The organism is Microbacterium sp. LWH13-1.2 (assembly GCF_038397735.1).
Taxonomy (GTDB): domain Bacteria; phylum Actinomycetota; class Actinomycetes; order Actinomycetales; family Microbacteriaceae; genus Microbacterium.
Genome location: NZ_CP151635.1, coordinates 964,349 through 987,310 on the forward strand (window position 1 = coordinate 964,349; position 22,962 = coordinate 987,310).

Below are 22,962 nucleotides of genomic sequence, written 5' to 3' on the forward strand. Positions count from 1 at the left end.
TTACGGTTCCCGGGTGCGTCGTGTGGAGGCCGCGGCGCGATGGCTCTCAGCCGGCCACCGTCGTGACCGTGGCGAGGTGATCGCTGTTCCCGACGCGGGCCGTCGTCGATTCGAGCACCGTCAGTCCTCGCACGAAGACATGATCGATGCGGGCGAGGGGAAGCGCTGCGGGCCAGGTGAGGCCGAGGGTGCCATCGGTCGGTCTGACCCACTCCAGCCGCGAGCGGACGGCGCCGAGAGCGGGGTCGGCTGATGCGGCGTTGAAGTCGCCCACAACCACGATCGACTCCGCGGGGTCGGAGGCGACGGCGTCGGCGATTCCCGAGAGCATCGTGTCGCGCTCCTGCTGCACGCCGGGACGCACGGACGCCGCGTGCATGACGTACACGGCGACGTCGGCATCCGGCGCGTTCACGACGACTCGGAGTGCACGCTTCCAGTCGAGCCCGAGGGTCAGCGGCTGCGCGTCCGCGATCGGATAGCGGCTCCAGACGGCCACCGTGCCGATCGCGTACGAGTGCGGATAGGTGGAGGCGAGAGTCTCGCGCGCGGCCTGGAGGCTGTCGCCGTCGAGCTCGGTCAGGGCGATCACGTCGGCGGACATGTCGGCGAGCTCCGCTGCCGAGGCCGCCGCTCCACCCGAGTGGGCGCGCACGTTCTGGCTGACGATCTCGATCGGCGCGCTCTGCGGAGGCGCGGCTGCGGCGAGCCCGGGAGCCGACGGCAGCATCGCGAGGGTCCACACGAGGACGGGTGCGAGCAGGACCAGCGTGACGCGATGCGCCAGGATCAGCGCGAAGACGACGAGCACGGCGAGGGCGAGCCCGCACCACGGCAGGGCAGCGGCGGCAGCGGTGCCGACGACACCGGGGACCCAGGTGCAGACGATGCCGACGAGAAGCACCAGACCGGCCACGGCGATGATGCGGCCCGCACGCGCGGACGAGCGCCGACGTGCGGTCGGTGTCGAGGTGACGTCGATCATGAGCTCCTCCGGGCAGGCTTCCCATTCTCGATGCAGACGTCTGTGCGCCAGCCGAGCGCTCGGCCCCCCCGCCCCCCGCGCGCAGGGAGGGTCGGCCCCGGACGCGGAGATGCCCCGAGCCGCAGCCCGGGGCATCTCCTGACTTCTGAGCGCCGGATCAGGCGCGAGCGGCCTCCGACACGCGGCGAGCCGCGGCGAGAGCCTCGTCGAGGTCTGCCTTGAGGTCCTCGATGTTCTCGATGCCGACGGACAGGCGCACGAGGCCCGGCGTGACGCCGGCCGTGAGCTGCTGCTCGGGCGTGAGCTGCGCGTGCGTGGTCGACGCGGGGTGGATCACGAGCGAGCGCACGTCGCCGATGTTGGCGAGGTGGCTGAACAGCGACAGGCTGTTGACGAACTCGCGACCGGCCTCCACGCCGCCCTTCAGCTCGAACGACAGCACCGCGCCGACGCCCTTGGGCGCGTAATGGTTCGCCTTGGCATACCAGGGGGAGGAGGGGAGGCCCGAATAGTTGACCGAGGCGACGTCATCGCGGCCGTCGAGCCATTCGGCGATCTCCTGGGCGTTCTGCACGTGGCGCTCGATGCGCAGCGAGAGCGTCTCGATGCCCTGGATGAGGTTCCAGGCGCTCTGCGGTGCGATGGCCGATCCGAGGTCGCGCAGCAGCTGCACGCGCGCCTTGATGATGTAGGCGAGCGGGTCGCCGACGGCCGCCGTGTAGCTGGCACCGTGGTACGAGGGGTCGGGCTCGGTGAGACCGGGGAATCGCTCGATGTTCTTCGACCACTCGAACGTGCCACCGTCGATGATCGCGCCGCCGATGGTGGTGCCGTGGCCGCCGAGGAACTTGGTGACCGAGTGCACGACGATGTCGGCGCCGTGCTCGAACGGACGGATCAGGTACGGGGTCGCGATCGTGTTGTCGACGATCAGCGGCACGCCGCCCTCGTGAGCCACGTCGGCGACGGTGCGGATGTCGAGGATGTTGATCTGCGGGTTGCCGATGGTCTCGGCGAAGAACAGCTTCGTGTTCGGGCGGATCGCGCGGCGCCACTCTTCGGGGTCGTCCTGGTTCTCGACGAACGTGACCTCGATGCCGAGCTTCGCGAGCGTGTACTTGAACAGGTTGTACGTGCCGCCGTAGATCGAGCTCGACGACACGATGTGGTCGCCGGCCTGCGCGATGTTCAGGACGGCGAACGTCGATGCCGCCTGGCCGCTGGAGAGGACGAGGGCGCCGGTGCCCCCCTCGAGCGCGGCGAGGCGCTGCTCCAGGACGTCCTGGGTCGGGTTCTGGATGCGTGTGTAGATGTTGCCGAACTCGGCCAGGGCGAACAGGTTCGCCGCGTGGTCGGCGCTGTCGAACACGTAGGACGTGGTCTGGTAGATCGGAGTGGCGCGGGCCTTGGTCACCGGGTCGGGAGCAGCGCCGGAGTGGATCTGCTTGGTCTCGAAACGCCAGGTCTCGGGTGCGGACATGTGTTCCCCCTGGAACTGTTGAAAGGTCGATTCGACTGATGTCGTTGCAAGCGACAGTACGGAAAATCGGACGTTGTCAACAGTGAGTGGGAAATGTGACGTAATGAACACGGCCGCGCGCGGCCAGAGGAGGTCGACCGCTCAGTCCTGCGCCAGCAGCGCTGCCGCCCAGGTACGCGCGATCGCGAACGGCTCGGCGAAAGTCGCCATGCCCACCGTGACGATCGCGCCCTCGTAGAGCAGCATCATCGCCTGGGCCGTCGCGCGGGGATCGCGCACGCGGGCCTCGGCGCAGAGCTCCTCGAAGACGTCGAGCAGCCAGATCTTCTGTCGGGAGACCTCGGGGAACACCGGGTGGTCGTCGTTGCCCTCGCCGATCTCGGCGCGGGCGTTGATGGCGCTGCATCCCTTGGGGCTGTTCTCGTCCGACCATGAGATCGCGGCGTCGAAGATCGCGAGCACGCGCTCGGGTCCGGGCTCCGGCACTCGGGCGAGTTCTGACGCGACATGGTCGCGCCACCGGGCGTCACGGTGCTGCAGATAGGAGACGACGAGGGCCTCCTTGGATCCGAACCGGTCGTAGAGAGTCTTCTTCGTCACGCCGGCGGCTTCGGCGATCGTGTCGACGCCCACGGCATGGATGCCTCGCTCGTAGAAGAGCTTCGAAGCCGCGTCGAGGACGCGTCGTCCTCCCGGGGTCAGGGGGACGAGTTCCGGAACCGGCTGCGTCATGGGAACGACTATACCAGTCTGTATAGTGGTTCCCATGAGTAAACAGATCGGTGTACTTCGTGCCGTGGGGGCGGTCGCCGCCTCAGCCGCCTTCGTCGTGTCCTGGAGTTCGGGGTTCATCATCCCGGCGTTCGCCACCGTCGAGGTGTCTGCGCTGACGCTCCTCGTCTGGCGCTTCGTGCCGCTCGCCGTGGTCCTCCTCGCCGTCGTCCTGATCACCGGCGCGGGCAGGGGAGTGAGCGGCCGTGATCTGCGCGCTCAGGCATCGATCGGACTCTTCGCGCAGTTCGGTTACTGCGTCGCGGTGTACGGGGCCGTCGCCGCGGGCATCGCGACGGGGACGGTCGCTCTGATCGACGCCGTGCAGCCGCTCGTGGTCGCCGTCCTCGTGGGTCCGGTGCTCGGTCTGCGCGTCAGAGGTTCGCAGTGGGTGGGACTCGTGGTCGGGGCGGTCGGGGTCCTCCTGGTCGTGCGCTCGCAGTTCGGATCCTCGGCTGCTCCGCTGATCGCCTATCTGCTGCCTGCCGTCGCGATGGTGTGCCTCATCGTCGGAACGCTGCTGCAGCGGAAGTCGTCGGTGGAGACCGGGGTGCTCCTGACCCTCACGGTCCACGTCACGGTGACTGCGGCGCTGCTGGTGGTGATCGCGGCGGTGGCAGGTGCCCTGACCCCGCCGTCGTCGGCGTCGTTCTGGCTCGCGGTCGTCCTGACCGCCGTGTTCCCCACCCTGGCGGCGTACGGCCTCTACTGGTGGCTTCTGCGGCGGGTGGGCATCACCGCGCTTCAGGCGCTGCTGTTCCTGATCGCGCCGACCACCTCACTCGCGGGCGGCATGCTGCTCGGGGAGCCGCTCACCCTCGTCACCGTCATCGGATTCGTGCTGTGCGGAATCGGGGTCGCCGTCGTCCTCATCGGCGACTCCCGCCCCGACGATCATGACCGGAAACCGCGACCCGACGGCGTGCACCCGCGTTCACGGCCGGAACATCGTACGGTGGAGGCATGGTGAACAGGCGTGCAGTGGTGACCGGTGCGAGTTCCGGGATCGGGGAGGCGACCGTGCGTGCTCTGCGCGCGCGAGGTTGGGGAGTGGTCGGGGTCGCCCGACGTGCATCCCGTCTGGCCGTGCTCTCGGAGGAGACCGGAGCGTCGGCGATCGCCTGCGACCTGACGGATCCGGATGCCGTGGCGGCGCTGATCGGAGAGCTCGAGGCCTCAGGGCCCGTGCACGCGCTCGTGCAGGTCGCCGGTGGAGCCCGCGGCACCGACCGTGTGGAGAACGCATCCACCGACGACTGGCAGTGGATGTACGACGCCAACGTCCTGTCCAGCCAGCGGTTGGTCGCGGGCATGCTGCCGCTGCTGCGCCGCGCGGCAGCGGCGGACGGACACGCGGATACGGTGTTCGTGACTTCGACCGCCGCGCAGGTGGCCTACGCGGGAGGCGGTGGCTACAACGCGGCGAAGGCTGCGCAGTCGATGCTGGTGCATGCCCTGCGCCTCGAGTTGAACGGCGAGCCCATCCGTGTCTCGGAGATCGCTCCCGGGATGGTGCACACCGAGGAGTTCACGCTCAACCGTCTCGGTGGCGACGCGGTTGCCGCAGAGGCGGTGTACTCGGGGGTCGAGGCACCGCTGCTCGCCGAGGATGTGGCCGATGTCATCGCCTACGCCCTGGATGCGCCGGGTCACGTGAACCTCGACCTCATCACGATGCGCCCCGTCGCGCAGTCCGCGAACCACCTGCTCGCGCGCGGCCCGCTGCGGGTTCGCCCGATCGACTGATCGATGGCTGCCCGCACTCTCGTCGAACTCGCCGCCGACGGCCTGATCGACCCCGAGTGGGCCGCTGCTCTGGCTCCGGCCCAGGAGGCGATCACGGCGTTGGGCGAGCGCCTCCGTGAGGAACAGGCTGCGGGTCGCGGCTATCTTCCGGCCGGGGAGCATGTGCTGCGCGCGTTCCGACGCCCCATGTCGGAGGTCAAGGTGCTGATCACGGGTCAGGACCCGTATCCGACTCCCGGTCATCCGATCGGGCTGTCATTCGCGGTGGACGGCGACGTGCGTCCGCTGCCTCGGAGCCTGGGCAACATCTACAAGGAGCGCGAGAGCGACCTCGGCATCACTCCCGCGCCTCACGGCGACCTCACGGCGTGGAGCGACCAGGGTGTGCTGCTTCTGAACAGGGTGCTGACCGTGCGCCCCGGTGAGGCGGGCTCGCATCGTCGGTGGGGGTGGGAGGCGGTCACCGAGCTGGCGATCCGCAGCCTGGTCGCGCGCGACAGGCCCCTCGTCGCGATCCTGTGGGGCAAGGACGCCGAGAACCTGCAGCCGCTGCTGGGCGACACGCCCGTGATCGCCTCAGCACACCCCTCGCCGCTGTCCGCCCGCCGTGGCTTCTTCGGTTCCCGGCCGTTCTCGCGTGCGAACGAGCTGCTCGAACGTCAGGGCGCGACCCCCATCGACTGGCACGTCGACGGGGAGCCGCGTCTAAGCTGATCGCATGCAGTTCGAGCCCGGTGATCGCCGCCGTGTGCTGCCGCGCCATCTGCGCCCGCAGCCCGAGCCCGACGTGTTCTCGTACTCGATTCGCGCTGCGCGTGCAGGAGACCTCCCGTACGTGCGCGAGATCTACAACCACTTCGTGAGCAACTCCGTCGTGACCCTCGACGAGAGGCGCAGCAGCATCCCGTACTGGCGCGAGAAGTTCGCCCTGCTGAGCAAGCTCGGCCTGCCTTTCCTCGTCGCGGTCTCGCCGGCGGGCGTCGTGATCGGCTATGCGCTCGCCCAGCCGTGGGCAGGGAAGAACGCCTACCGCTACACGGTCGAGGATTCGATCTATCTGGGCCCGGGAGCCGGTGGCAAGGGACTCGGAGCGGCTCTGCTGCAGGCCCTCATCGACGCGTGCGAGCAGCTCGGCATCCGCGAGATGGTCGCCGTGATCAGCGACACCAAGGCCGACGCGTCGATCCGACTGCACGCCAAGCTCGGTTTCGTCGAGGCCGGGCGCATGGGCCGTGTCGGGCACAAGTTCGGTCGCGAGCTCGGCACCGTCTACATGCGCCGCGCGCTGCGCCCCACGAGGCGCCGCCGATTCTTCAGCACGAGTTCGGGTCGGTGATCGCCGCGGTCATTCCGGAGGAGCGGGAATGACCGGGATCGCGGCCAGCAGGGTCTTCGTGTAATCGTGCGTCGGGTGTAGAAGCACCTCTTCGGTGGAGCCCCGCTCGACGATGCTGCCGTCCTTCATCACGACGACCGTGTCGCACAGGTTCTGCACCACTCCGATGTCGTGCGAGACGAGAATCAGGGTGAGGTCCGAGGAACGGCGCAGCTCGATCAGCAGGTCGAGGATCTGAGCGCGCACCGTGACGTCGAGCGCGGACAGGGGCTCGTCCCCGACGAGGATGCGCGGCCCGTGCACGATCGCCCTCGCCAGGGCGATCCGCTGACGCTGCCCGCCCGAGAACTCGTGGGGATACCGGTCGGCCATGGCCGGCTCGAGGCCCACCTGCTGCAGCACTTCTCGGATCCGAGCTCCGTGGTCGCCGTCGATGCCGAGGGCCCACAGCGGCTCGCGGATGATCTGGGCGGCCGTCATCCGCGGATCGAGTGAGGCATACGGGTCCTGGAACACGAGGCCGGTCTGTCTCCGCAGCCAGTGCAGGGAACGGGCGGATGCCGTGGCATCCACCGCCTTGCCGTCGACCTCGACCGTGCCGGACGTCGGACGATCGAGTCCGAGCAGCAGCCGGACGAGCGTGGACTTGCCCGATCCTGATTCGCCGATGATTCCGACCGACGAGCCCTCGGCGATGTCGAGGTCTGTGGGCGCCAGCGCGGTCTGCATCCTGGTGCGCTCGAACGTCGAACGCTTGGGCACCACGAAGTCGCGGCGAAGGGATCGCGCCTCGATCAGGCTCATCCGATGCCCCCGTCCGGGCGCCAGAGCGTGGCGGTCGCGTCGCGGAGGAGACCCTGCGTCACCGGAGACGAGGGAGCGCTCAGCAGCGTGCTCACCGGTGCAGCCTCGACCACATGGCCGTCCTCGAGCACCACACCCCGAGTCGCGACCTGTGCGAGCACGGCGAGGTCGTGCGTGATGAACACGAGCGACATGCCCTGCTCGTCGACGAGGCTCAGCAGCAGCGACAGGATCTCGGCCTGGATGGTGACGTCGAGCGCGGTCGTCGGCTCATCCGCGATGAGCAGTCGAGGGCGGCAGGCCAGGGCCGTCGCGATCGCCACGCGCTGCCGCTGGCCGCCTGAGAGCTGATGCGGGTACCGGTCGACGATCCACTCCGGATCGGGGAGTCGCACGCGAGCGGCTTCCTGGATGGCGCGTTCGCGCGCCTCGCGCCGGCCCATGTCCTCGTGGATGCGGATCGACTCGGCGATCTGCCGGCCGACGGTTCGGATGGGATTGAGGGCTGTGCGCGGCTCCTGGAACACGATCCCGATCTCGTCGCCGCGGAGCTCGGCGAGCTCTCGGTCGCGCATGCCGATCAGCTCCGTGCCGTTCCAGCGGATGCTGCCGCTCGCCGTCGCACCGTCGGGGAGAAGTCCGAGGACCGCGAGCGCGGTGAGCGACTTGCCGGAGCCCGATTCGCCGATCAGGCCGACCCTGGCGCCGTCCGGCACCTCGAACGAGACGCCGTCGACGACGGGGCGACCGTCGATCCGGATGACGAGGTCTTGGACGACGAGACTCATGCGACCACCGCCGGTGTGTGGATCTCCGCCGCGCGGTGTCGGAGCGTCGGGTCTGTGGCCTCGCGCAGGCCGTCGCCGAGGAGGTTGAGCGCGAGCACTGTCAGCGTGATGGCGAGCCCCGGCCAGATGACCGAGAGCGGGTGCACGCCGATGTAGCGCTGCAGGTCGGCGAGGAGCAGCCCCCAGCTCGGTTCGGTGACCGAGGCGCCGAAGCCGAGATACGAGAGTCCGGCCTCGGCGAGCACGGCGACCGCCATCGACCACGAGAGCTGCACGATGAACACGGGGGCGACGTTCGGCAGCAGGTGGCGCACGAGGCTCTGCGAGGTCGTGAGTCCTGACGCCCGGGCGGCGAGCACGAAGTCGCTCTGCTGCACCCGGCGCAGTTCGGGGCGGGTGACACGCGCGATGTTCACACCGAAGCCGATGCCGACGGACCAGATGACGACCCAGAGCGAACCGCCCCAGACCGAGGAGATCATCATGGCGATCAGCAGCACGGGAAATGCGATCAGGATGTCGACGAGCACGGCGACCGTCTCGCGCAGCCACCGAGCGGTGAGCGCGCCGAGACCGGCGAGGGCGATGCCGACGAGAGTCGCGATGATCCCTGCTCCGACGCTGACGAACACCGTGGTCCGCGCGCCTGCCATGAGGAGGCTGAGGATGTCGCGCCCGGTGTCGTCGGTGCCCAGCAGGTGCGGCCAGCTGGGAACCGCCCAGCGGTTGCGGACGTCGGACTCCTGCGGGTCGAACGGCGTCCACAACAGCGCGACGAGCGCGGTGACCGCGATGACGGCGACGACGATCAGGCCGAAGCGCCCTGTGGAGGTGCGCCACAGCCTCGGGAGCCAACCTGGCATCATGCCTCCCTCTGGCGGGGATCGATCGCCCGATGGATCAGGTCGACGAGGAAGCCGACGACGAGGACGAAGCCGGTGAGCACCAGCAGCTCGCTCTGCACCTTGATCAGGTCACGCGTCCCGACATCGGCGACCAGCATCCGTCCGATGCCCGGCAGGGTGAAGAGCTGTTCGATGACGACGGAGCCCACGATGATCCCGGCGATCTGGAGCCCGAGAACCGTGATGATCGACAGGCCCACAGCGGGGATGCCGTGGGAGATGAGCGCTCGGGTGCGGGTGAGCCCCTTGGCCGCAGCCGTGCGGACGAAGTCCTGTCCTGCGGCCTGGAGCGTGGCGCTGCGCACGAAGCGCATGAGCATGGCGCCCTCGACGATGCCGATCGTGAGCGCGGGGAGCAGCAGCGACTCGATCGCCCGGAGAGGCGTGCTCCACCCTGTGCGGGGGAATCCCTGCGGGGGGAGCCACCCGAGCCACACCGAGAACACGACGATCAGCATCATCCCCGCCCAGACCACGGGCACGGCGGCGAGGGCCTGCGCGCCGACGCTGAGTGCGGTGCCGCTGCGACGGCCGCGCTGCACAGCGGCGAGGATTCCGAAGGGGACCGCGATGAGCACGGCGATCAGCAGTGACATGATGCCGAGCGGCACGGTCACCTGCGCCTTGAGCAGCAGCTCTTCCCCGACGGATGCACCGGAGAGGAGGGAGGTGCCGAGGTCGCCGCGGAAGATCCCCCCGATCCACTCGGCGTACTGCGCCGGCAGAGGACGGTTGAGGCCCAGCGACTCGCGGAGCGCCTCGACCTCGGCGGGGGAGGCCTGCGTGCCGGCGATGAGCTGAGCGACGTCGCCGGGGAACACCCGGAGAGTCAGGAAGATCAGCGCGCTCGACACGAGGAGCCCTGCCACGAGCAGGGCCCCTCGGACGAGCGCGTAGCGGATCACGAAGTGGGCGTCATCACTTCTCGGTGGCGACGGTGACGCCTGCCAGGTCGATGCGCGAGTTGATCGAGTCCTGGGGGAATCCGGAGACGAGCGGGCTCACCGCCGTGATCGTCGCACCGTTGTAGAGCCAGTCGGCCGCATGATCTTCAGAGACGATGCGGGCGGCCTCCGCCAGCAGCTCCGCCGACTTGTCGGGGTCGACCTCGGCGAGTGCGTCGGTGTAGAGGCCCTGCACCTCGGCATTGTCGTAGCCGAAGTAGTAGTCGGGGTCCGCGAAGTTGCCGAAGTCGCGGGGCTCGACGTGCAGCACGAAACTGAGGTCGTAGTCGTGGTTCGTGTAGACGTCCTCCAGCCAGGTGGGGAACTCGACCGAGTCGACGTCGAGTGTCACTCCCACCTTCTGGAAGTCGGAGATCAGGACCTTCGGAACGGTCGTGCCGTAGAAGTTCGGGATCGTGAGGGTCAGCTCGAGATCCTCCTGGCCGGCCTCGGCGAGCAGATCCTTGGCCTTCTCCGGGTCGTAGGAGACGACGTCTGCGAGATCTTCGTATCCGGGGTCGAGCTCGGGGATGGGTCCGTACAGGGTCGAGCCTGCACCGACGGCCTCGACGAGAGCCTCGTGGTCGATCGCGAGACGCAGCGCCTCGCGCACCCGGACGTCGTCGAGGGGAGCCTTCGCGTTGTTGAACGCGAGGGTCGCCTTGTCGGTCGTGCGACCCGTCGTGAGGGTGAAGTCGCCCTCGAGCTGCGATGCGAGGTTGGGATCCACGGCGGTGAGTACCTGGACGCCACCGTCGAGCGCGGTGTTCACCCCGGCGGTGAAGTCGGGGATGTACTGGAACTCGACTTCGGCCACTCCTGCGGGCTCACTCCAGTAGGCATCGTTGCGAGCGAACGTGATCGTGCTGCCCTTGTTCCAACGGGTCAGGGTGAAGGGGCCCGTGCCGTTCTCTGCGGTCTTCAGATCGGTGGTGTCGCCCGCCTGGAACACAAGCCCTGCGGGCCCGGTCAAGGAGAAGAGAAAATCCTGGTTCGGCTCGGTCAGCACGATCTGCACGGTCGTGGGGTCGGGCGCGGTGATGGAAGCCACCGAGGCGAACTCGGCGTTGCCCTGCAGAGTGGCGTCCGTGCGGACGGCTTCGAACGACGCGACGACGTCGGCGGACGTGAGGGCGGTGCCGCTGTGGAAGGTGATGCCGTCGTTCAGCGTGAACGTGTACGTGAGTCCGTCTTCGGACACCTCGTAGTCGGAGGCGAGTCGAGGGATGATCTCGTTCGCCTGGTTGCGGCTGACCAGACCTTCATAGATGTTGTCGATCAGGATCTGCTCGAGAGCAGCACCGCTCGTACGACGGATGTCGAGGTTCGTGGGCTCGAGGACGAGCCCCACCTGCAGCGTTGCGTCCGGATCCGGTTCGCCGATCGGCGCCGTGGTCTCGGGGGCCGCGGTGCCCGTGCAGGCGCTCAGGATGACGGCGCTCGCCGCGATCGCGGAGAAGAGCGCGAGCCGTCGCGTACGTCGGAACATGGGTTGATTCCTCTCGGTGCGGCAGTTGCTGTGTGCCGGTGAAACGAGCCTAGGGATGTGTCGGGCGGGTGGGGGCGGGATGTGGAACGGAGCGTCACATACCTATGGTCGCGATGCGGTCCGTGATCAGCGCGGCGAGCTGTGCGGGAGCGGTCTCCTGAACGTTGTGCGTCGCCTGGATCGCAACCACGCTCGCGTCGGGGAGACGGCGGGCGAAGTCATCTGCGTCGGCAGCGCTGACGAAGCCGTCGAGCGCGCGGACGAGCGTCACCGGGGCCGTCACCTGATCGAGGTCCTGCCACCCCGTGGCGTTGAGGACCGAGGGAGCGGAGACGTCGCCGGGGTCGTGCGCGGCAAGCGCCTGCGCGGCTAGGTGAGCGAAATGGTGCTTCCATTCCACGCGGCCGTCCGGGCGCACTCGCGTGTTGAGGAACACACCGCGTTCCGTGTCGGCGCGTGCACCGCCGAACCCGAAGGCGATCGCCCGATCGACCAGCTCGTCGCGGGTCGTGAAATCTGTCGGGCCCGCATAGAACTCGCGCAGAGCTGCCGGGCCCGCCGACGTGTCGATACCGGGAGTGATGTCCACGACGATCAGTTCGGCGACGAGGTCGGGACGCGCGGCGGCCAACGCCGCCCCGGTGAGTCCGCCGAGGGACTGTCCGACGAGGACCTGCGGTCGGTCGGTCCAGGCGTCGAGTGCCGCCGCGACATCCACCGCGAGCGTTCGCGGGGTGTAGTCGGCGTCGTCGCGCCAGGACGAGTCGCCGTGGCCCGCGAGGTCGATCGCCAGCACGGGCTGCTGCAGCGCGAGCACCGTCGTATCCCAGGTGTGCGCGTTGAGGCCGGCCCCGTGCAGGAGCGTGATCTGCGGCGATCCGCTGCCGTAGCGGACGCCGCTCACACGGCGACCGTCCGGCAGTGGCAGCGTCAGCCGCTCACTCGGGGGAACGGGAACGCCCAGCGCCTCGGCCTGTGCGGGAAGATAGCTGAACTCGGTGATGTCGATCGCCACCTCCATATTCTGCTCTGAAGAACACGTGAGCGGGAAATGCGAGATCAGAATGACAAGAGATTGCACGGTGTGAACGTGCATTAAATCGCTCGCAGGCGTAAGTGGTATGGCGATCTGCATTCTCGCCCTGCTCGGAGGGCTCGCCGCGATGCCGATGCAACGGAATATCATTGAGGCATGAGCGAGACGCGAGTGCACCTCTCCAAGACCGAGCCTGCCGCCTATCAGGCGCTCGATGCGTTCTCGAGGACAGTCGGTGAGATCTGCGCGACGAACGGCATCGACGATCGCCTCAAGGAGATCGTGATGATCCACTGCTCGCAGCTGAACGGATGCGGCTACTGCACGCGAATCCATGTCGACCGCGCAGTCAAGGCGGGGATCGACACGGACACGCTGATGCAGATCGCCACCTGGCGGGAGAGCGGCGTCTTCAGCGAACGGGAAGAGGCGGCTCTCGAGCTGGCCGAGGCGTTCACCTTCATCTCGGAGGACGGGATCTCGGATGACCTGTACAACCGCGTGGGTGCTGTCTTCACCGAGAAGGAGTATGCCGCTCTGAGCTGGGCCTGCGTGTCGATCAACGCGTTCAACCGCGTCGTCATCGCCGGCCGCTACCCGGTTCCGGCTCGCGCTTCGCAGGCGCAGGAATGACCGTCCTCGAGTTCGACGGCGTCAACAACGTCCGGGACGTCGGAGGCATGCCCGCCGACGGCGGACGCATCCGCTCCGGCATCCTCCTGCGCTCTGGCCAGCTGTCCGGGGCGACGAATGTCGGCGTCGAGGCGGTCCGTGAGCGGATCGCGCACATCGTCGATCTGCGCGACGGCGAGGAGGTCGCGGCCGAGCCGACCGAGATCGACGGCCCGGAGACGACGCACCTTCCTCTGTTCCTCGGGTCGGTGCGTTCGTTCTTCGAGACGGACACCAGCCTGGAGGATCTCTACCTGCACCTTCTCGAGGAGAGTGGTGAGAGGCTCGTCGCGGCCATCCGCATCATCGCGGCGGGGGAGCCGACGCTCGTGCACTGCACGGTGGGCAAGGACCGCACCGGGGTGACGGTGGCACTCGCTCTCGCAGCCGTAGGCGCCGACCGCGACGCGATCATCGCGGACTACGCGCTCACGGAGTCGCAGCTTCCTCCTGAGAGGTCGCAGCGGATCGCCGCCTACCTCCGTTCTCAGCATCCTGAAGCGGTGCACGCGGTGGCGCTGGCCACGCAGTCGCCTGCGCCGGTCATGCGGGCGCTGCTCGACGGCGTCGACGCGCGATGGGGGTCAGCGGCAGGCTACCTCCGAGCGAACGGGATGTCGGATGCCGAATTGGATGCGCTGCACACCGCGCTCGTGGAATCAGTCGCCGACCAAGGTTAGGCAACCCTTCACGTGGTGTACCATGGAAGGATCATGGAGACCTTCCTCGAGACCCGCAGCACGCGAGCAGAGCGCCGCGCCGCGCGTCGTCGCGCACACCACCTGGTGACGGCAGACGAGCACTCGCTCGCCGAACTCGAGGTCTTCCTCGCGACTCTGCCGCTGTGCGCATCCGGTCGGATCTTCATCGAGGTCGCAGAGGCCTCGGACATCGGCGTGATCGACGCGCCCGGCCGCATGACCGTGACGTGGCTCGCTCGGGCAGAACGCTCCGGCGCCCCCGGAACGGGCCGTGCGTGCGCACCGGGACAGGCGCTCGCTCGCGCGACGTGCGCCTGGGCCGACGAGATGCTCTGCGACGACGAACTCGAGACCCACATCACGCTGCTGGGCGGATACCTCGGTACCGCCGACATCGTCGAGCACCTCACTGGAGTGCTCGACCTCCAGCCCGCGCAGATCTACGCGCCGGAGCGTTTCGGGCTGCTTCCCTCCGAGCGCTGAGAAGCGGTCGACCGGCGCACGTAGTTGCCGTCTTCCAGACCCGCCTCGATCTCGAAGCGGTTGTGGAGGGGATTCCGCCCGGCGAACAGGTACAGCACCGGCAGCAGGATGCCGTAACGGAGCCACTGGGCCTTGTGCACTGCCTCATGGCGAAGGACGGCATCGGTCGGACGAGCATCGCCGGTGAGGAAGCACCCGCCCACGCACACCCCGCCGCGGTTGAACGTCCAGTTCGGCATGCCGCGGAAGACCCACAGGCCCGACCGGCGCTCGACGGGACCGGTGCTCCACAGCGATCCCCACACCCAGCCGACCGCGGTTCCCCACCAGTACCCGAGGCGACTGATCGGCGATCGCAGCAGGAATGACGGGATGCGGCGGTCGAATCGACGACCCCGCTCGAGGGCACGTTCTGCCGCAGGGCGCCAGTCCCCGGTCATGCCACCGCTCCGACCAGGCGCAGCAACGCCCCGAGATCCTCGACCGCGTCGGCCGGTGAACGCGGGGCGAATCCTGCGATCGTCGCGCCCGCCAGCGGAACGCGCGTGCGGAGAGCGCGAATCGCCGCGCTCAGGGTCGCAGGAGCGAGTCCGAACGGTGACGCGGAGGAGACGCCGGCTATCTCGGCCGGATCCAGCACATCGACGTCGATGTGCACCCAGACCCGGCTCGCGCCGGTGGCCACGACGGCGGCGGACAGAGCATCGGCATCGTCGAGGTCTGCCACCGAGAGCGGGGTGAGACCGTCGAGCGCAGCGACCTCGGCGTCGTCGAGATCGCGCATCCCGACGGTGATCACGCGGTCGCGCGGGATGCCGGGGGAGAGCGCGAGCTGCGGTTCGCCCTCTCCGAGCACAGCCCGCAGGGCCATGCCGGAGAACGCACCGGACGGCGACGTCTCGGGTGTGTTCATGTCGGCGTGCGCGTCGCACCAGACCACCGCGAGATCGTCGGTGCCGCCCGGAAGGGCGGCGAGCGCGGCGACAGTGACGCTGCAGTCTCCGCCCACGACGACCGTGTCGGCCGTCATCGCCCCATCGACGAGCTCACGAGTGCGCAACAGGGCGCTGAGTCGGCGGACGCCCGTGCCGAGGGACTCTCCGGCCTCGACCGGCACATCGAGCACGGTGGTCGACGCGCGCGGAAGATCACCGGCGATCGCGGATGCGCCGTCGACGAGGAGCATCGCGCGCGGTGCAGGGGAGCCCTGCCACTGCGGGACGACGAGGAATCGCACCATGGGTGCCTCCAGCTATGAAAGAGCGGGTGCCCCGGACGCGCTGGTCCGGGGCACCCGCGAGGTGTGTCAGGAACCTTCGATGGCCTGACGGGGGGCGGAGCCGCCCGCCTTCAGCTCGGCGAGACGTGCTTCGACCTCGGTGAGCTCGCCGAGGTCCTCGAGGCTCTCGAACTGCGCATCGAGGCTGGAGGCTGCGAGCTCGATCTTGCCCTGAGCGAGAGCCTCCTGGCGGCGGACCTTGTCTTCGAAACGACCCAGCTCGCTGGTCGGGTCGAGGACATTGATCGACGAGACCGCGTCCTGCACCTTGGTCTGCGCCTCGGCGACCTTGGCGCGGGCGAGGAGCTCGCTGCGCTTGTTCTTCAGCTCGCCCAGCTTGTCCTTCATGCCGTTGAGGCCGGACTTCAGCTTGTCGACGATCTCGGTCTGAGCGGCGATCTGGGGCTCGGCACCGGTGGCCTCGCGCTCCGCGCTGATCTGGCGCTGGAGTGCGATCTTGGCGAGGTTGTCGAACTTGTCCGCATCGGCGGCATCGCCGCTCGAGCGCATCTCGTCGGCCTTGCGGCTCGCGGCGAGGGCCTTGTTGCCCCACTCCGTGGCCGCCTGGACGTCCTCTTCGTGGTCGCGCTCGAGGAGGCGCAGGTTGCCGATGGTCTCGGCGATCGCCGATTCGGCGTCGGCGATGCTGTTCGTGTAGTCACGGACGAGCTGGTCGATCATCTTCTGCGGGTCTTCCGCAGAGTCCAGGAGCGAGTTGATGTTCGCGCGGACGAGGGTCGAGATACGTCCGAAGATGGACTGCTTGGTCATGCGTGGTTCCTTTCAGAGGGTCGGACTCGATGTTCTGGGGTCGTCATGTGTGCGGTTCAGAAGCGTCGCCCTCCCGAACGGCCGCTGCGGCCGCTGGAGCGGCTGCCGCCGCCTCCGCCGAAACCGGAGCTGCGGAATCCGCCGCCGCCGCTGGATCGCCAGCTGCTGCTCCGCGAGGAGCCTCCGCCTCCGCCGCCGCCGGACAGGAGGCCGCCGATGATGCCGCCGAGGATGTCGCCGCCGAGGCCGGAACCTCCCGAACCGGCACCTCCGCCGAAGATGCTGCCGCCACCGCCGCCCCAGCCGTTCTGATAGCTGCTCGGGCTCATCGCCGCGACATCGGCCTGCGCCGAAGAGGTCGCCTGGCGGGCGAGATCGAGGGCACGGCCCGCTTCGGTGAGCGCCGCCTCGGGGTCGGTGGCACGCAGGTTCAGTGCCTGCGTGAGGGTGGCCTCCGCCTGCGAGAGGCGGGTGCGCGCGGTGGATCCGACGGAGCCGCGCCGCGTCTCGATGTACTCGCGCGCGGCGCGGATCTCGGACCCTGCCTGCGTCAGCGTCTGCTCGAGCATCTGCTGCGCTCGTCGGGCTCGCTCGACGGCCTGGGTTCCCTGCGCGATCGCCGCGTCGATCTGGGCGTTCGCCGCCGTGAGCGCCTCGAGCACCCGCTGAGGGCTGCGTGAGTTGCCGGCGAGAGCGGCCTGCGCCTGCTGCAGCTGCTGCGAGGTCGCCGCGGCCGCCGAAGACAGAACGCCTCCGGTGTCGGGCAGATGCTGCGCGGTGGCGATGTCGGCCTGCAGCTCAGCGACCAGAGCCTGGGCCTGCGCCTCGATGCTGGCGAGTTCGGCGCCCAGCGCCGTGATCGCGTTCACCAGCTGGGTCGCCTGTGCGACGGACTGCTCGGCGGTGCGGATCGCGAACGCGGCCTCTCCTGAGCGCCCCGCACCGATCGCCTGTGCGGCGGCCTCGATGGAGCGGTCCGCGAGCGCGGCGCGCTCGCGGGCCTGTGCCGGGTTGTCGGCGACGGTCACGAGGGATGCCTGATCGAACGTGCTCGAGAGCGCCGCGAGAGCAGGATCAGCACTCGCGAGCAGCGTGTCGAGGGCTGCCCGCTCGCCCCGCACGCGTTCGAGCTCCGCCGGGGCGTTCTGCTCGAGCTTGCGAAGTGCGTCGAAAGCCTCGGTGTTGTCGTCGAGGACGTCGTCGATCTCGTCGCACAGCTGGATGATGCGGATGTGCCACGCGCGGCGGTCGTGGACGGTGTCCTCGATCTCGTCGTCGAGCTTCTGCTTGAGGTCGAAGGCCTCGGACATCTTCGCCTTGGCGGTCTCGACGGCTCCGCTGAAGGTCGAGGTGGCCGCCTCGCCGAACTGGGCGACGGCGAAGCCGAGCTCTTCCCTGCTCGACGTGATGGCATCGTCGGCCTGCACGAGGGCGGCACCCGCCTGGGTCCGGACCTGCTCGTCGGTGAGGGTGGAGAACGGGTCGCTCGGGTCCGGCTTCTCGGGCATGGCACCGCGGCGACGGATCTCGGCGTTGCGCCGAGAGCGACGCACGAGCGCGACGATCAGCCAGACGATGAGGCCGAGAGCGATGATGCCGACGACGATGAGCGTGGTGCGGAGCGCGCCGGCCCCGCCGTCGCCCTGGATCTCGTCGGCGGCGAGGATGATCGCCCCCTCCCAGTCGTTCTGGGCGGCCAGGCTCTGGATCTCGTTCTCGACGTCGTCGAGCTTGCTGTCGCTGAGCGGACCGTCGGGGGCCGCAGAGATGTAATAGCTCCGGCCCTCGACCGCGATGGCGAGCAGATACTGCTCGGACCCGAGATTGTTGTTCTCGGCGACGGTGTCGGCCCACTCGACGTTGTCGGTGGGGGAGGTGAAATCGTCGACCAGCACCACGAAGAGGTCGGCGGAGGAGTTGTCGCTGAGGGTTTGGAGTCGCGCCTCGACCGCATCCTCCTCGCTGGGAGAGAGGACCCCGGCGTCATCGGTCACGTACCCGGAATCGAGCGTGACCGGGTCGGTCGCGGAGGCGGCGGATGCGGAGAAGGCCCCCACTGCTGCAGCCGCGGTGAGTGCGGCCAGCGCGAGCCACCGTGTCTTCATCGTGTTCCCTCCGACCGGCAGCCGAGCCCCATGGCACGAGTCTATGCACACAGGCCGACACGCGACAGCATCCGAGCGGCGATAGCCGTTCGCCCTCAGCGGAGACACATACGCTGGAGGGCATGGACGACAGGTACGGATCGGATGTGCTCGCGACTGGTTGGCGGGAGCGCGCGGCGAAGCCGGTGCCACAGGTGCCTGCAGAGGTCGATCTCGTCGTCGAGGTCGCGGACGACGGCTACTGCGGTGCGGTCACACGCGTGCAGGGAGGGAACGTCGAGCTCGAGGATCGCCTAGGTCGCAAGCGGCTCTTCCCTCTCGGCGGCGGATTCCTGATCGACGGGGCACCGGTGCGGCTCACCGCCCCCGCCCCGAAGGAGCAGGGCACCAGGCGCACCGCGTCGGGATCGTTCGTGGTCGCCGATCAGCGTGCACGGATCGCGCTGCCCAGCCGCATCCTCGTCGAGGGAAAGCACGACGCGGAGCTTGTGGAGAAGGTCTGGGGAGCGGACCTGCGCGTCGAGGGCGTCGTCGTCGAATTCCTGCAGGGAGTCGACCTGCTCGACGAGTTGCTCGCCGCGGAGCCGCCGACCGCCTCCCGGCGCTATGGAGTGCTCGTCGACCACCTGGTTCCCGGCTCGAAGGAGTCGCGCGTCGCGGACGCGGTCGCCCGCGGTCCGCATGGCCGGCACGTGCGCATCGTCGGTCATCCCTTCGTCGACGTCTGGCAGTGCGTGACGCCGCGTGCGCTGGGGATCGCGAAGTGGCCGGAGATCCCGCGGGGCACCGACTGGAAGACCGGGATCTGCAAGGCTTTCGGCTGGCCGTACGAGACACAGGGCGACACGGGTCGTGCGTGGCAGCACATCCTGTCGAAGGTGCACACGTATCGAGATCTCGAACCCGCGCTGCTGGGTCGGGTCGAAGAGCTCATCGACTTCGTGACCGCTCCGGCCGACTGATCCCGGTCAGTGACTCGGGGCGCCGCCGACTACCCTGGAAGCATGCCCGAACCCCGCACCTTCCGTGACGAACCGGTGTCCTTCGTGCGCCGCAGCGGGCGTATGTCCGACGCGCAGGAACGCGCCTTCGACGAGCTCGGTCCGCGCTACCTGCTCGACGTGCCGCGCGACGTCGCCTGGACCTCGGTGCATCCTGAGGCGCGACTCGACCCGAGCGCCGAGTACGGCCGAGATGCCGATCTGTACGTCGAGATCGGCTCCGGGCAGGGACACGCGATCGTTGCTGCCGCATCGTCTCGTCCGGATGACGACTTCCTCGCCGTCGAGGTCTTCCGCGCGGGACTCGCCCGCACGATGCTCGATGCCGATCGCGAGGGCGCCCGCAATGTGCGCGTCGTCGAGGCGAACGCGCCGGAGGTGCTCTCGTCGTACCTGCCTGAGGCGGCGGCCGCCGAGGTCTGGATCTTCTTCCCCGATCCCTGGCACAAGAAGAAGCACACCAAGCGTCGGCTCGTGCGATCCGGATTCGGCGAGACCGCCGCGCGGGCGCTGCGCGACGGCGGCCTTCTGCGACTCGCGACGGACTGGGAGGACTATGCGCTGCAGATGCGCGAGGTGCTCGATGCCGATCCGCTGTTCGAGCGCGCCTTCGACGGCGAATGGGCCGAGCGTTTCGACGGACGGGTGATGACCGCCTTCGAGCGCAAGGGGATCGCCAAGGGGCGCGACATCCGCGATCTCGTGTATCGGCGGAAGTCGCGCGCGTGACCGACGTGCAGCGCAGGTCAGCGACCTGGCCCGCTGTGATCCCCGCACTTCTCGTCTGCGCGGCGGCGCCGGCCTTCTTCGTCCTCGAGACCGCCTGGCTCGGCTGGGCTCTGCTCGCACTCGGTGTCGGGGGAGCATGGCTCGTCGAACGCGGACGTCCCGTCGTCGCCGACCAGACCGTGAGCGTCGGATCCCGACGCGAGACGGCTCGTGTCATCGGGGTGAGCCGTCAGCCCTCACTCACCCGTGATCTCTCCCTGATCGCCCTGGGCATGCTCATCGTGAGTGTGATCCCGCTCGCAGCCGAGCTCGACAACCTCGCCATGCTGCGCTTCACGCTCGCTCTCGGTGGCGCGGTCGCGGTGCCGTACGTGGTGTCGCGCTTCGTGTTCCGCGACCGCGCCATCAGCTTTCCCTGGCGTGCGCATCGCCGCTGGGGTCGCCTGCAGTGGGGGTGGTTGGTCGCGGTGCTGGTGCTCGGCTGGCTGATCCTGCCGTTCTACTTCATCAGCAGCGGGGTGTACCAGAACTGGCCGGTCGTCGACTCGCCCGACCTCATCGCCCGTCTCTTCGTCGGCGTCGGCGCGGTCGGCATCTGGGACGAGCTGTTCTTCATCTGCACGGTCTTCGCCCTGCTGCGTCGTCACTTCCCGGATGCGCTCGCGAACGGGCTGCAGATGATCGTGTTCGTCTCGTTCCTGTGGGAGCTGGGGTATCGCGAATGGGGGCCGCTGCTGACGATCCCGTTCGCGCTGCTGCAGGGGTTCATCTTCATGCGCACTCACTCGCTCGCCTACGTCGTGACGGTGCATCTGCTCTTCGACGCGGTCGTGTTCGCCGTACTCGTGCACGCACACAACCCAGGACTCCTGCCGATCTTCCTGCTCTAGGCGTCCGAGGGTCGATACGATCGACTCATGCTCATCGTCGGACTCGTCCTCGCCGCGGCCGCAGCCGCATTCCACGTCTTCATCTTCGCGCTCGAGTCGCTGAAGTGGACCGAGCCCGAGACGAGGAAGATCTTCGGCGTCGCCAGCGAGGCCGATGCCATCACGATGAAGGCGCTCGCCTTCAACCAGGGGTTCTACAACCTCTTCCTGGCGCTGACCGCCCTGCTCGGTGTCGGCTTCGTGATCATCGGCTTCGCCACCGTCGGCCTGACCCTGGTGTTCGCGGGTACCGGCATGATGCTGGCGGCAGCGCTCGTGCTCGTGCTCTCCGACCCGTCGAAGCTGCGCGCGGCGGCGATGCAGGGCACCCTGCCGCTGCTCGCCGTGATCGCGACGGCCATCGGCGTCGCAATCGGCTGACCGCTCCGCCGCTGCTCAGCAGACTGCTCTGGTGAGCGCTCTGCTCAGCGCTCGCGAGGGGTGACAATCCGGCGGAGTCGGGCCACACTCGAGGCATGGCCGACTGGGTGCTGCACGTGGACATGGATCAGTTCATCGCTGCGGTCGAAGTGCTGCGCAGGCCCGAGCTCGCCGGTCTGCCCGTGATCATCGGGGGCCGAGGCGATCCCACCGAGCGTGCCGTCGTGTCGACGGCGTCGTACGAGGCCCGAGCGTTCGGCATCGGGTCGGGCATGCCGCTGAAGATCGCGGCGCGGAAGGCGCCGGAGGATGCCGTGTTCCTCCCTGTCGACCACGAGGCCTACGAATCGGCATCGACCGAGGTGATGTCGTCGCTGCGTGCCCTGCCCGGTGCGGTGCTCGAGGTCATCGGCTGGGACGAGTGCTTCCTCGGGGTCGAGACCGACGACCCTGAGAGCGTGGCACGTTCGGCTCGGGCCGCCGTGCTCGAGGCGACAGGACTGCACTGCTCGGTCGGCATCGGCGACAACAAGGTGCGCGCGAAGATCGCGACGGAGTTCGGCAAGCCGCGCGGGGTCTTCCGGCTCACCGTCGACAACTGGTTCGAGGTGATGGGGGACAAGCCGACCCGGGATCTCTGGGGAGTGGGGCCGAAGGTGCAGAAGAGGCTCGCGGCTCACGGCATCACGACGGTGCGGGAGCTCGCGGATGCTGACGAGGATCAGCTCGTCTCCGAGTTCGGCCCGCGGATGGGCGTCTGGTACCACGGACTCGGATCAGGGCTCGGGCCGACCGTGGTCGATCCGACTCCGTGGGTGGCGCGGAGCCATAGCCGTGAGACGACCTATCAGCAGAACCTCACCACGCCGGCCGAGGTCCACGCCGCGCTCGCTGAGCTCGCAGGTCACGCCTTCGACGACTGCGCCGACGAGGGGCGGCCGGTCGTGCGGGTGCACCTCAAGGTGCGGTACGCGCCGTTCGAGACGAAGACCTTCGGGCGCAAGCTCGCGGCACCGACCACAGAGCGCGACGACGTGATCGCCGTGGCGCTCGCCCTCGGATCCACTCTCGATCCGCAGCGAGAGGTGAGACTTCTCGGCGTGCGCGCGGAGATGACGATGCCTGACAGCGGCGACTCGGTTGAGCGCACGCCGGTGCGCGGCAGGATCTGAGTCGCCAGCCCGCGCTCATCATTCCCGGATGACGGCGGCCACCGCGCTCACCTCGATCAGAGCCCCCGGCACACCGAGCCCTGCGACGAGTGCGGCGGTGACCAGGGGAGGAGCGCCGTCTCGCGCGAGCGTCGAGGCGACGGCACCGTAGGCGGCACGGAGGTCGGCATCCTGGTGGATGAGGACGGTCCAGCTGACGACGTCATCGAGGCCCGCGCCCGCGGACTCCAGGGCGGTGCGAGCGTTCTGGACGGCCCTGAGCGACTGCTCGGCGGCATCCGTCGAGACGAGCGCTCCGGTCTCGTCGACGCCGTTCTGACCGCCGACGAGGATCGTCGTCGCCCCTGGAGGGATGACGGCGACATGGCTGAAGGCGGGACTCACGACGAGTCCTGCCGGCTGTGCGAGTGTGATCTCCATGCGCCGATTCTGCACCCGGACCCGGACATCCCCAC

Annotated in this window: 26 protein-coding genes; 12 read left to right on the forward strand and 14 right to left on the reverse strand. The window is 68.7% G+C overall.

Features of this window, described 5'->3' with window-relative positions; genetic code table 11:
• Nucleotides 1–46: 46 nt before the first annotated feature.
• From MRBLWH13_RS04370 to MRBLWH13_RS04380, 3 genes are all read right to left on the reverse strand, one after another.
• On the reverse strand, nucleotides 47–985 hold the full coding sequence (locus MRBLWH13_RS04370) for an endonuclease/exonuclease/phosphatase family protein (RefSeq protein ID WP_341957081.1): 939 nt from the start codon (nucleotides 983–985) through the stop codon (nucleotides 47–49).
• 157 nt (nucleotides 986–1,142) lie between these two features.
• The gene (locus tag MRBLWH13_RS04375) at nucleotides 1,143–2,465 is read right to left on the reverse strand and encodes a bifunctional o-acetylhomoserine/o-acetylserine sulfhydrylase (protein ID WP_341957082.1); all 1,323 of its coding nucleotides are present in this window, start codon (nucleotides 2,463–2,465) and stop codon (nucleotides 1,143–1,145) included.
• Between the two features lie 141 nt (nucleotides 2,466–2,606).
• Complete coding sequence (locus MRBLWH13_RS04380; protein WP_341957083.1) at nucleotides 2,607–3,197, reverse strand: helix-turn-helix domain-containing protein; 591 nt, start codon at nucleotides 3,195–3,197, stop codon at nucleotides 2,607–2,609.
• A gap of 34 nt (nucleotides 3,198–3,231) precedes the next feature.
• On the opposite strand from MRBLWH13_RS04380, the gene MRBLWH13_RS04385 reads away from it, so the two are divergent.
• From MRBLWH13_RS04385 to MRBLWH13_RS04400, 4 genes are read left to right on the forward strand one after another with little or no spacing between them, the layout of a single operon-like run.
• Nucleotides 3,232–4,206: a DMT family transporter gene (locus tag MRBLWH13_RS04385; RefSeq protein ID WP_341957084.1), complete on the forward strand. Its 975-nt coding sequence runs from the start codon at nucleotides 3,232–3,234 to the stop codon at nucleotides 4,204–4,206.
• Nucleotides 4,200–4,982: an SDR family oxidoreductase gene (locus tag MRBLWH13_RS04390; RefSeq protein ID WP_341957085.1), complete on the forward strand. Its 783-nt coding sequence runs from the start codon at nucleotides 4,200–4,202 to the stop codon at nucleotides 4,980–4,982. Before MRBLWH13_RS04385 ends, MRBLWH13_RS04390 begins: the two co-directional genes overlap by 7 nt.
• A 3-nt stretch (nucleotides 4,983–4,985) precedes the next feature.
• Nucleotides 4,986–5,696 carry a uracil-DNA glycosylase gene (locus MRBLWH13_RS04395; RefSeq protein WP_341957086.1) on the forward strand — a complete coding sequence of 237 codons (711 nt, stop codon included), beginning with the start codon at nucleotides 4,986–4,988 and terminating at the stop codon, nucleotides 5,694–5,696.
• 4 nt (nucleotides 5,697–5,700) lie between these two features.
• Nucleotides 5,701–6,318, forward strand: a complete 618-nt coding sequence (locus tag MRBLWH13_RS04400; RefSeq protein WP_341957087.1) for an N-acetyltransferase family protein — start codon at nucleotides 5,701–5,703, stop codon at nucleotides 6,316–6,318.
• Between the two features lie 9 nt (nucleotides 6,319–6,327).
• Here MRBLWH13_RS04400 and MRBLWH13_RS04405 read toward each other — a convergent pair whose 3' ends face one another.
• The 6 genes from MRBLWH13_RS04405 to MRBLWH13_RS04430 form a co-directional block, all read right to left on the reverse strand.
• The gene (locus MRBLWH13_RS04405) at nucleotides 6,328–7,122 is read right to left on the reverse strand and encodes an ABC transporter ATP-binding protein (protein WP_341957088.1); all 795 of its coding nucleotides are present in this window, start codon (nucleotides 7,120–7,122) and stop codon (nucleotides 6,328–6,330) included.
• Nucleotides 7,119–7,910, reverse strand: a complete 792-nt coding sequence (locus MRBLWH13_RS04410; protein WP_341957089.1) for an ABC transporter ATP-binding protein — start codon at nucleotides 7,908–7,910, stop codon at nucleotides 7,119–7,121. The genes MRBLWH13_RS04405 and MRBLWH13_RS04410 overlap by 4 nt, the downstream gene beginning before the upstream one ends.
• Nucleotides 7,907–8,776, reverse strand: a complete 870-nt coding sequence (locus tag MRBLWH13_RS04415; protein ID WP_341957090.1) for an ABC transporter permease — start codon at nucleotides 8,774–8,776, stop codon at nucleotides 7,907–7,909. Before MRBLWH13_RS04415 ends, MRBLWH13_RS04410 begins: the two co-directional genes overlap by 4 nt.
• Nucleotides 8,773–9,720, reverse strand: coding sequence for an ABC transporter permease (locus MRBLWH13_RS04420; protein WP_341957091.1), 948 nt, complete (start codon nucleotides 9,718–9,720; stop codon nucleotides 8,773–8,775). The genes MRBLWH13_RS04415 and MRBLWH13_RS04420 overlap by 4 nt, the downstream gene beginning before the upstream one ends.
• Before the next feature lie 13 nt (nucleotides 9,721–9,733).
• Complete coding sequence (locus MRBLWH13_RS04425; RefSeq protein WP_341957092.1) at nucleotides 9,734–11,248, reverse strand: ABC transporter substrate-binding protein; 1,515 nt, start codon at nucleotides 11,246–11,248, stop codon at nucleotides 9,734–9,736.
• A 94-nt stretch (nucleotides 11,249–11,342) separates the two neighbouring features.
• Nucleotides 11,343–12,269, reverse strand: a complete 927-nt coding sequence (locus tag MRBLWH13_RS04430) for an alpha/beta hydrolase (RefSeq protein WP_341957093.1) — start codon at nucleotides 12,267–12,269, stop codon at nucleotides 11,343–11,345.
• A 171-nt stretch (nucleotides 12,270–12,440) separates the two neighbouring features.
• Here MRBLWH13_RS04430 and MRBLWH13_RS04435 point away from each other — a divergent pair, with 171 nt between their 5' ends.
• Genes MRBLWH13_RS04435 through MRBLWH13_RS04445 form a run of 3 tightly spaced genes read left to right on the forward strand, consistent with a single transcriptional unit; the run spans nucleotide 12,441 to nucleotide 14,140 of the window.
• Nucleotides 12,441–12,917, forward strand: coding sequence for a carboxymuconolactone decarboxylase family protein (locus MRBLWH13_RS04435; protein ID WP_341957094.1), 477 nt, complete (start codon nucleotides 12,441–12,443; stop codon nucleotides 12,915–12,917).
• Nucleotides 12,914–13,636, forward strand: a complete 723-nt coding sequence (locus tag MRBLWH13_RS04440; RefSeq protein ID WP_341957095.1) for a tyrosine-protein phosphatase — start codon at nucleotides 12,914–12,916, stop codon at nucleotides 13,634–13,636. The genes MRBLWH13_RS04435 and MRBLWH13_RS04440 overlap by 4 nt, the downstream gene beginning before the upstream one ends.
• Before the next feature lie 33 nt (nucleotides 13,637–13,669).
• Entirely contained in the window at nucleotides 13,670–14,140 is a 471-nt protein-coding gene (locus tag MRBLWH13_RS04445) for an SIP domain-containing protein (RefSeq protein WP_341957096.1), read from the forward strand.
• Here MRBLWH13_RS04445 and MRBLWH13_RS04450 read toward each other — a convergent pair.
• From MRBLWH13_RS04450 to MRBLWH13_RS04465, 4 genes are all read right to left on the reverse strand, one after another.
• Nucleotides 14,098–14,580 carry a Fe-S oxidoreductase gene (locus MRBLWH13_RS04450; protein WP_341957097.1) on the reverse strand — a complete coding sequence of 161 codons (483 nt, stop codon included), beginning with the start codon at nucleotides 14,578–14,580 and terminating at the stop codon, nucleotides 14,098–14,100. The genes MRBLWH13_RS04445 and MRBLWH13_RS04450 overlap by 43 nt on opposite strands.
• Nucleotides 14,577–15,380, reverse strand: a complete 804-nt coding sequence (locus MRBLWH13_RS04455) for an arginase family protein (RefSeq protein WP_341957098.1) — start codon at nucleotides 15,378–15,380, stop codon at nucleotides 14,577–14,579. Before MRBLWH13_RS04455 ends, MRBLWH13_RS04450 begins: the two co-directional genes overlap by 4 nt.
• A gap of 66 nt (nucleotides 15,381–15,446) precedes the next feature.
• On the reverse strand, nucleotides 15,447–16,190 hold the full coding sequence (locus MRBLWH13_RS04460) for a PspA/IM30 family protein (RefSeq protein ID WP_341957099.1): 744 nt from the start codon (nucleotides 16,188–16,190) through the stop codon (nucleotides 15,447–15,449).
• Nucleotides 16,191–16,246: 56 nt separating this feature from the next.
• Nucleotides 16,247–18,295: a TPM domain-containing protein gene (locus MRBLWH13_RS04465; protein ID WP_341957100.1), complete on the reverse strand. Its 2,049-nt coding sequence runs from the start codon at nucleotides 18,293–18,295 to the stop codon at nucleotides 16,247–16,249.
• Between the two features lie 122 nt (nucleotides 18,296–18,417).
• On the opposite strand from MRBLWH13_RS04465, the gene MRBLWH13_RS04470 reads away from it, so the two are divergent.
• The 5 genes from MRBLWH13_RS04470 (at nucleotide 18,418) to MRBLWH13_RS04490 (ending at nucleotide 22,507) form a co-directional block, all read left to right on the forward strand.
• Complete coding sequence (locus tag MRBLWH13_RS04470) at nucleotides 18,418–19,257, forward strand: DUF3097 domain-containing protein (protein ID WP_341957101.1); 840 nt, start codon at nucleotides 18,418–18,420, stop codon at nucleotides 19,255–19,257.
• Nucleotides 19,258–19,299: 42 nt separating this feature from the next.
• The gene (gene trmB, locus MRBLWH13_RS04475; protein ID WP_341957103.1) at nucleotides 19,300–20,025 is read left to right on the forward strand and encodes a tRNA (guanosine(46)-N7)-methyltransferase TrmB; all 726 of its coding nucleotides are present in this window, start codon (nucleotides 19,300–19,302) and stop codon (nucleotides 20,023–20,025) included.
• Nucleotides 20,022–20,915, forward strand: a complete 894-nt coding sequence (locus tag MRBLWH13_RS04480; protein WP_341957104.1) for a CPBP family intramembrane glutamic endopeptidase — start codon at nucleotides 20,022–20,024, stop codon at nucleotides 20,913–20,915. Before trmB ends, MRBLWH13_RS04480 begins: the two co-directional genes overlap by 4 nt.
• A gap of 27 nt (nucleotides 20,916–20,942) precedes the next feature.
• The gene (locus MRBLWH13_RS04485) at nucleotides 20,943–21,335 is read left to right on the forward strand and encodes a DUF1304 domain-containing protein (RefSeq protein WP_341957105.1); all 393 of its coding nucleotides are present in this window, start codon (nucleotides 20,943–20,945) and stop codon (nucleotides 21,333–21,335) included.
• Nucleotides 21,336–21,430: 95 nt separating this feature from the next.
• Complete coding sequence (locus MRBLWH13_RS04490) at nucleotides 21,431–22,507, forward strand: DNA polymerase IV (RefSeq protein WP_341957106.1); 1,077 nt, start codon at nucleotides 21,431–21,433, stop codon at nucleotides 22,505–22,507.
• 18 nt (nucleotides 22,508–22,525) lie between these two features.
• Here MRBLWH13_RS04490 and MRBLWH13_RS04495 read toward each other — a convergent pair whose 3' ends face one another.
• Nucleotides 22,526–22,927 (reverse strand): RidA family protein, encoded by a 402-nt coding sequence (locus MRBLWH13_RS04495; protein ID WP_341957107.1) that lies wholly within the window; start codon nucleotides 22,925–22,927, stop codon nucleotides 22,526–22,528.
• Nucleotides 22,928–22,962: the final 35 nt, after the last annotated feature.

Bases quoted from the DNA above. Each gene is read 5' to 3' on its own strand.
- MRBLWH13_RS04370 (WP_341957081.1), bottom strand. From the start codon at position 985: ATGATCGACGTCACCTCGACACCGACCGCACGTCGGCGCTCGTCCGCG.
- MRBLWH13_RS04375 (WP_341957082.1), bottom strand. From the start codon at position 2,465: ATGTCCGCACCCGAGACCTGGCGTTTCGAGACCAAGCAGATCCACTCC.
- MRBLWH13_RS04380 (WP_341957083.1), bottom strand. From the start codon at position 3,197: ATGACGCAGCCGGTTCCGGAACTCGTCCCCCTGACCCCGGGAGGACGA.
- MRBLWH13_RS04385 (WP_341957084.1), top strand. From the start codon at position 3,232: ATGAGTAAACAGATCGGTGTACTTCGTGCCGTGGGGGCGGTCGCCGCC.
- MRBLWH13_RS04390 (WP_341957085.1), top strand. From the start codon at position 4,200: ATGGTGAACAGGCGTGCAGTGGTGACCGGTGCGAGTTCCGGGATCGGG.
- MRBLWH13_RS04395 (WP_341957086.1), top strand. From the start codon at position 4,986: ATGGCTGCCCGCACTCTCGTCGAACTCGCCGCCGACGGCCTGATCGAC.
- MRBLWH13_RS04400 (WP_341957087.1), top strand. From the start codon at position 5,701: ATGCAGTTCGAGCCCGGTGATCGCCGCCGTGTGCTGCCGCGCCATCTG.
- MRBLWH13_RS04405 (WP_341957088.1), bottom strand. From the start codon at position 7,122: ATGAGCCTGATCGAGGCGCGATCCCTTCGCCGCGACTTCGTGGTGCCC.
- MRBLWH13_RS04410 (WP_341957089.1), bottom strand. From the start codon at position 7,910: ATGAGTCTCGTCGTCCAAGACCTCGTCATCCGGATCGACGGTCGCCCC.
- MRBLWH13_RS04415 (WP_341957090.1), bottom strand. From the start codon at position 8,776: ATGATGCCAGGTTGGCTCCCGAGGCTGTGGCGCACCTCCACAGGGCGC.
- MRBLWH13_RS04425 (WP_341957092.1), bottom strand. From the start codon at position 11,248: ATGTTCCGACGTACGCGACGGCTCGCGCTCTTCTCCGCGATCGCGGCG.
- MRBLWH13_RS04430 (WP_341957093.1), bottom strand. From the start codon at position 12,269: ATGGAGGTGGCGATCGACATCACCGAGTTCAGCTATCTTCCCGCACAG.
- MRBLWH13_RS04435 (WP_341957094.1), top strand. From the start codon at position 12,441: ATGAGCGAGACGCGAGTGCACCTCTCCAAGACCGAGCCTGCCGCCTAT.
- MRBLWH13_RS04440 (WP_341957095.1), top strand. From the start codon at position 12,914: ATGACCGTCCTCGAGTTCGACGGCGTCAACAACGTCCGGGACGTCGGA.
- MRBLWH13_RS04445 (WP_341957096.1), top strand. From the start codon at position 13,670: ATGGAGACCTTCCTCGAGACCCGCAGCACGCGAGCAGAGCGCCGCGCC.
- MRBLWH13_RS04450 (WP_341957097.1), bottom strand. From the start codon at position 14,580: ATGACCGGGGACTGGCGCCCTGCGGCAGAACGTGCCCTCGAGCGGGGT.
- MRBLWH13_RS04455 (WP_341957098.1), bottom strand. From the start codon at position 15,380: ATGGTGCGATTCCTCGTCGTCCCGCAGTGGCAGGGCTCCCCTGCACCG.
- MRBLWH13_RS04460 (WP_341957099.1), bottom strand. From the start codon at position 16,190: ATGACCAAGCAGTCCATCTTCGGACGTATCTCGACCCTCGTCCGCGCG.
- MRBLWH13_RS04465 (WP_341957100.1), bottom strand. From the start codon at position 18,295: ATGAAGACACGGTGGCTCGCGCTGGCCGCACTCACCGCGGCTGCAGCA.
- MRBLWH13_RS04470 (WP_341957101.1), top strand. From the start codon at position 18,418: ATGGACGACAGGTACGGATCGGATGTGCTCGCGACTGGTTGGCGGGAG.
- trmB (WP_341957103.1), top strand. From the start codon at position 19,300: ATGCCCGAACCCCGCACCTTCCGTGACGAACCGGTGTCCTTCGTGCGC.
- MRBLWH13_RS04485 (WP_341957105.1), top strand. From the start codon at position 20,943: ATGCTCATCGTCGGACTCGTCCTCGCCGCGGCCGCAGCCGCATTCCAC.
- MRBLWH13_RS04490 (WP_341957106.1), top strand. From the start codon at position 21,431: ATGGCCGACTGGGTGCTGCACGTGGACATGGATCAGTTCATCGCTGCG.
- MRBLWH13_RS04495 (WP_341957107.1), bottom strand. From the start codon at position 22,927: ATGGAGATCACACTCGCACAGCCGGCAGGACTCGTCGTGAGTCCCGCC.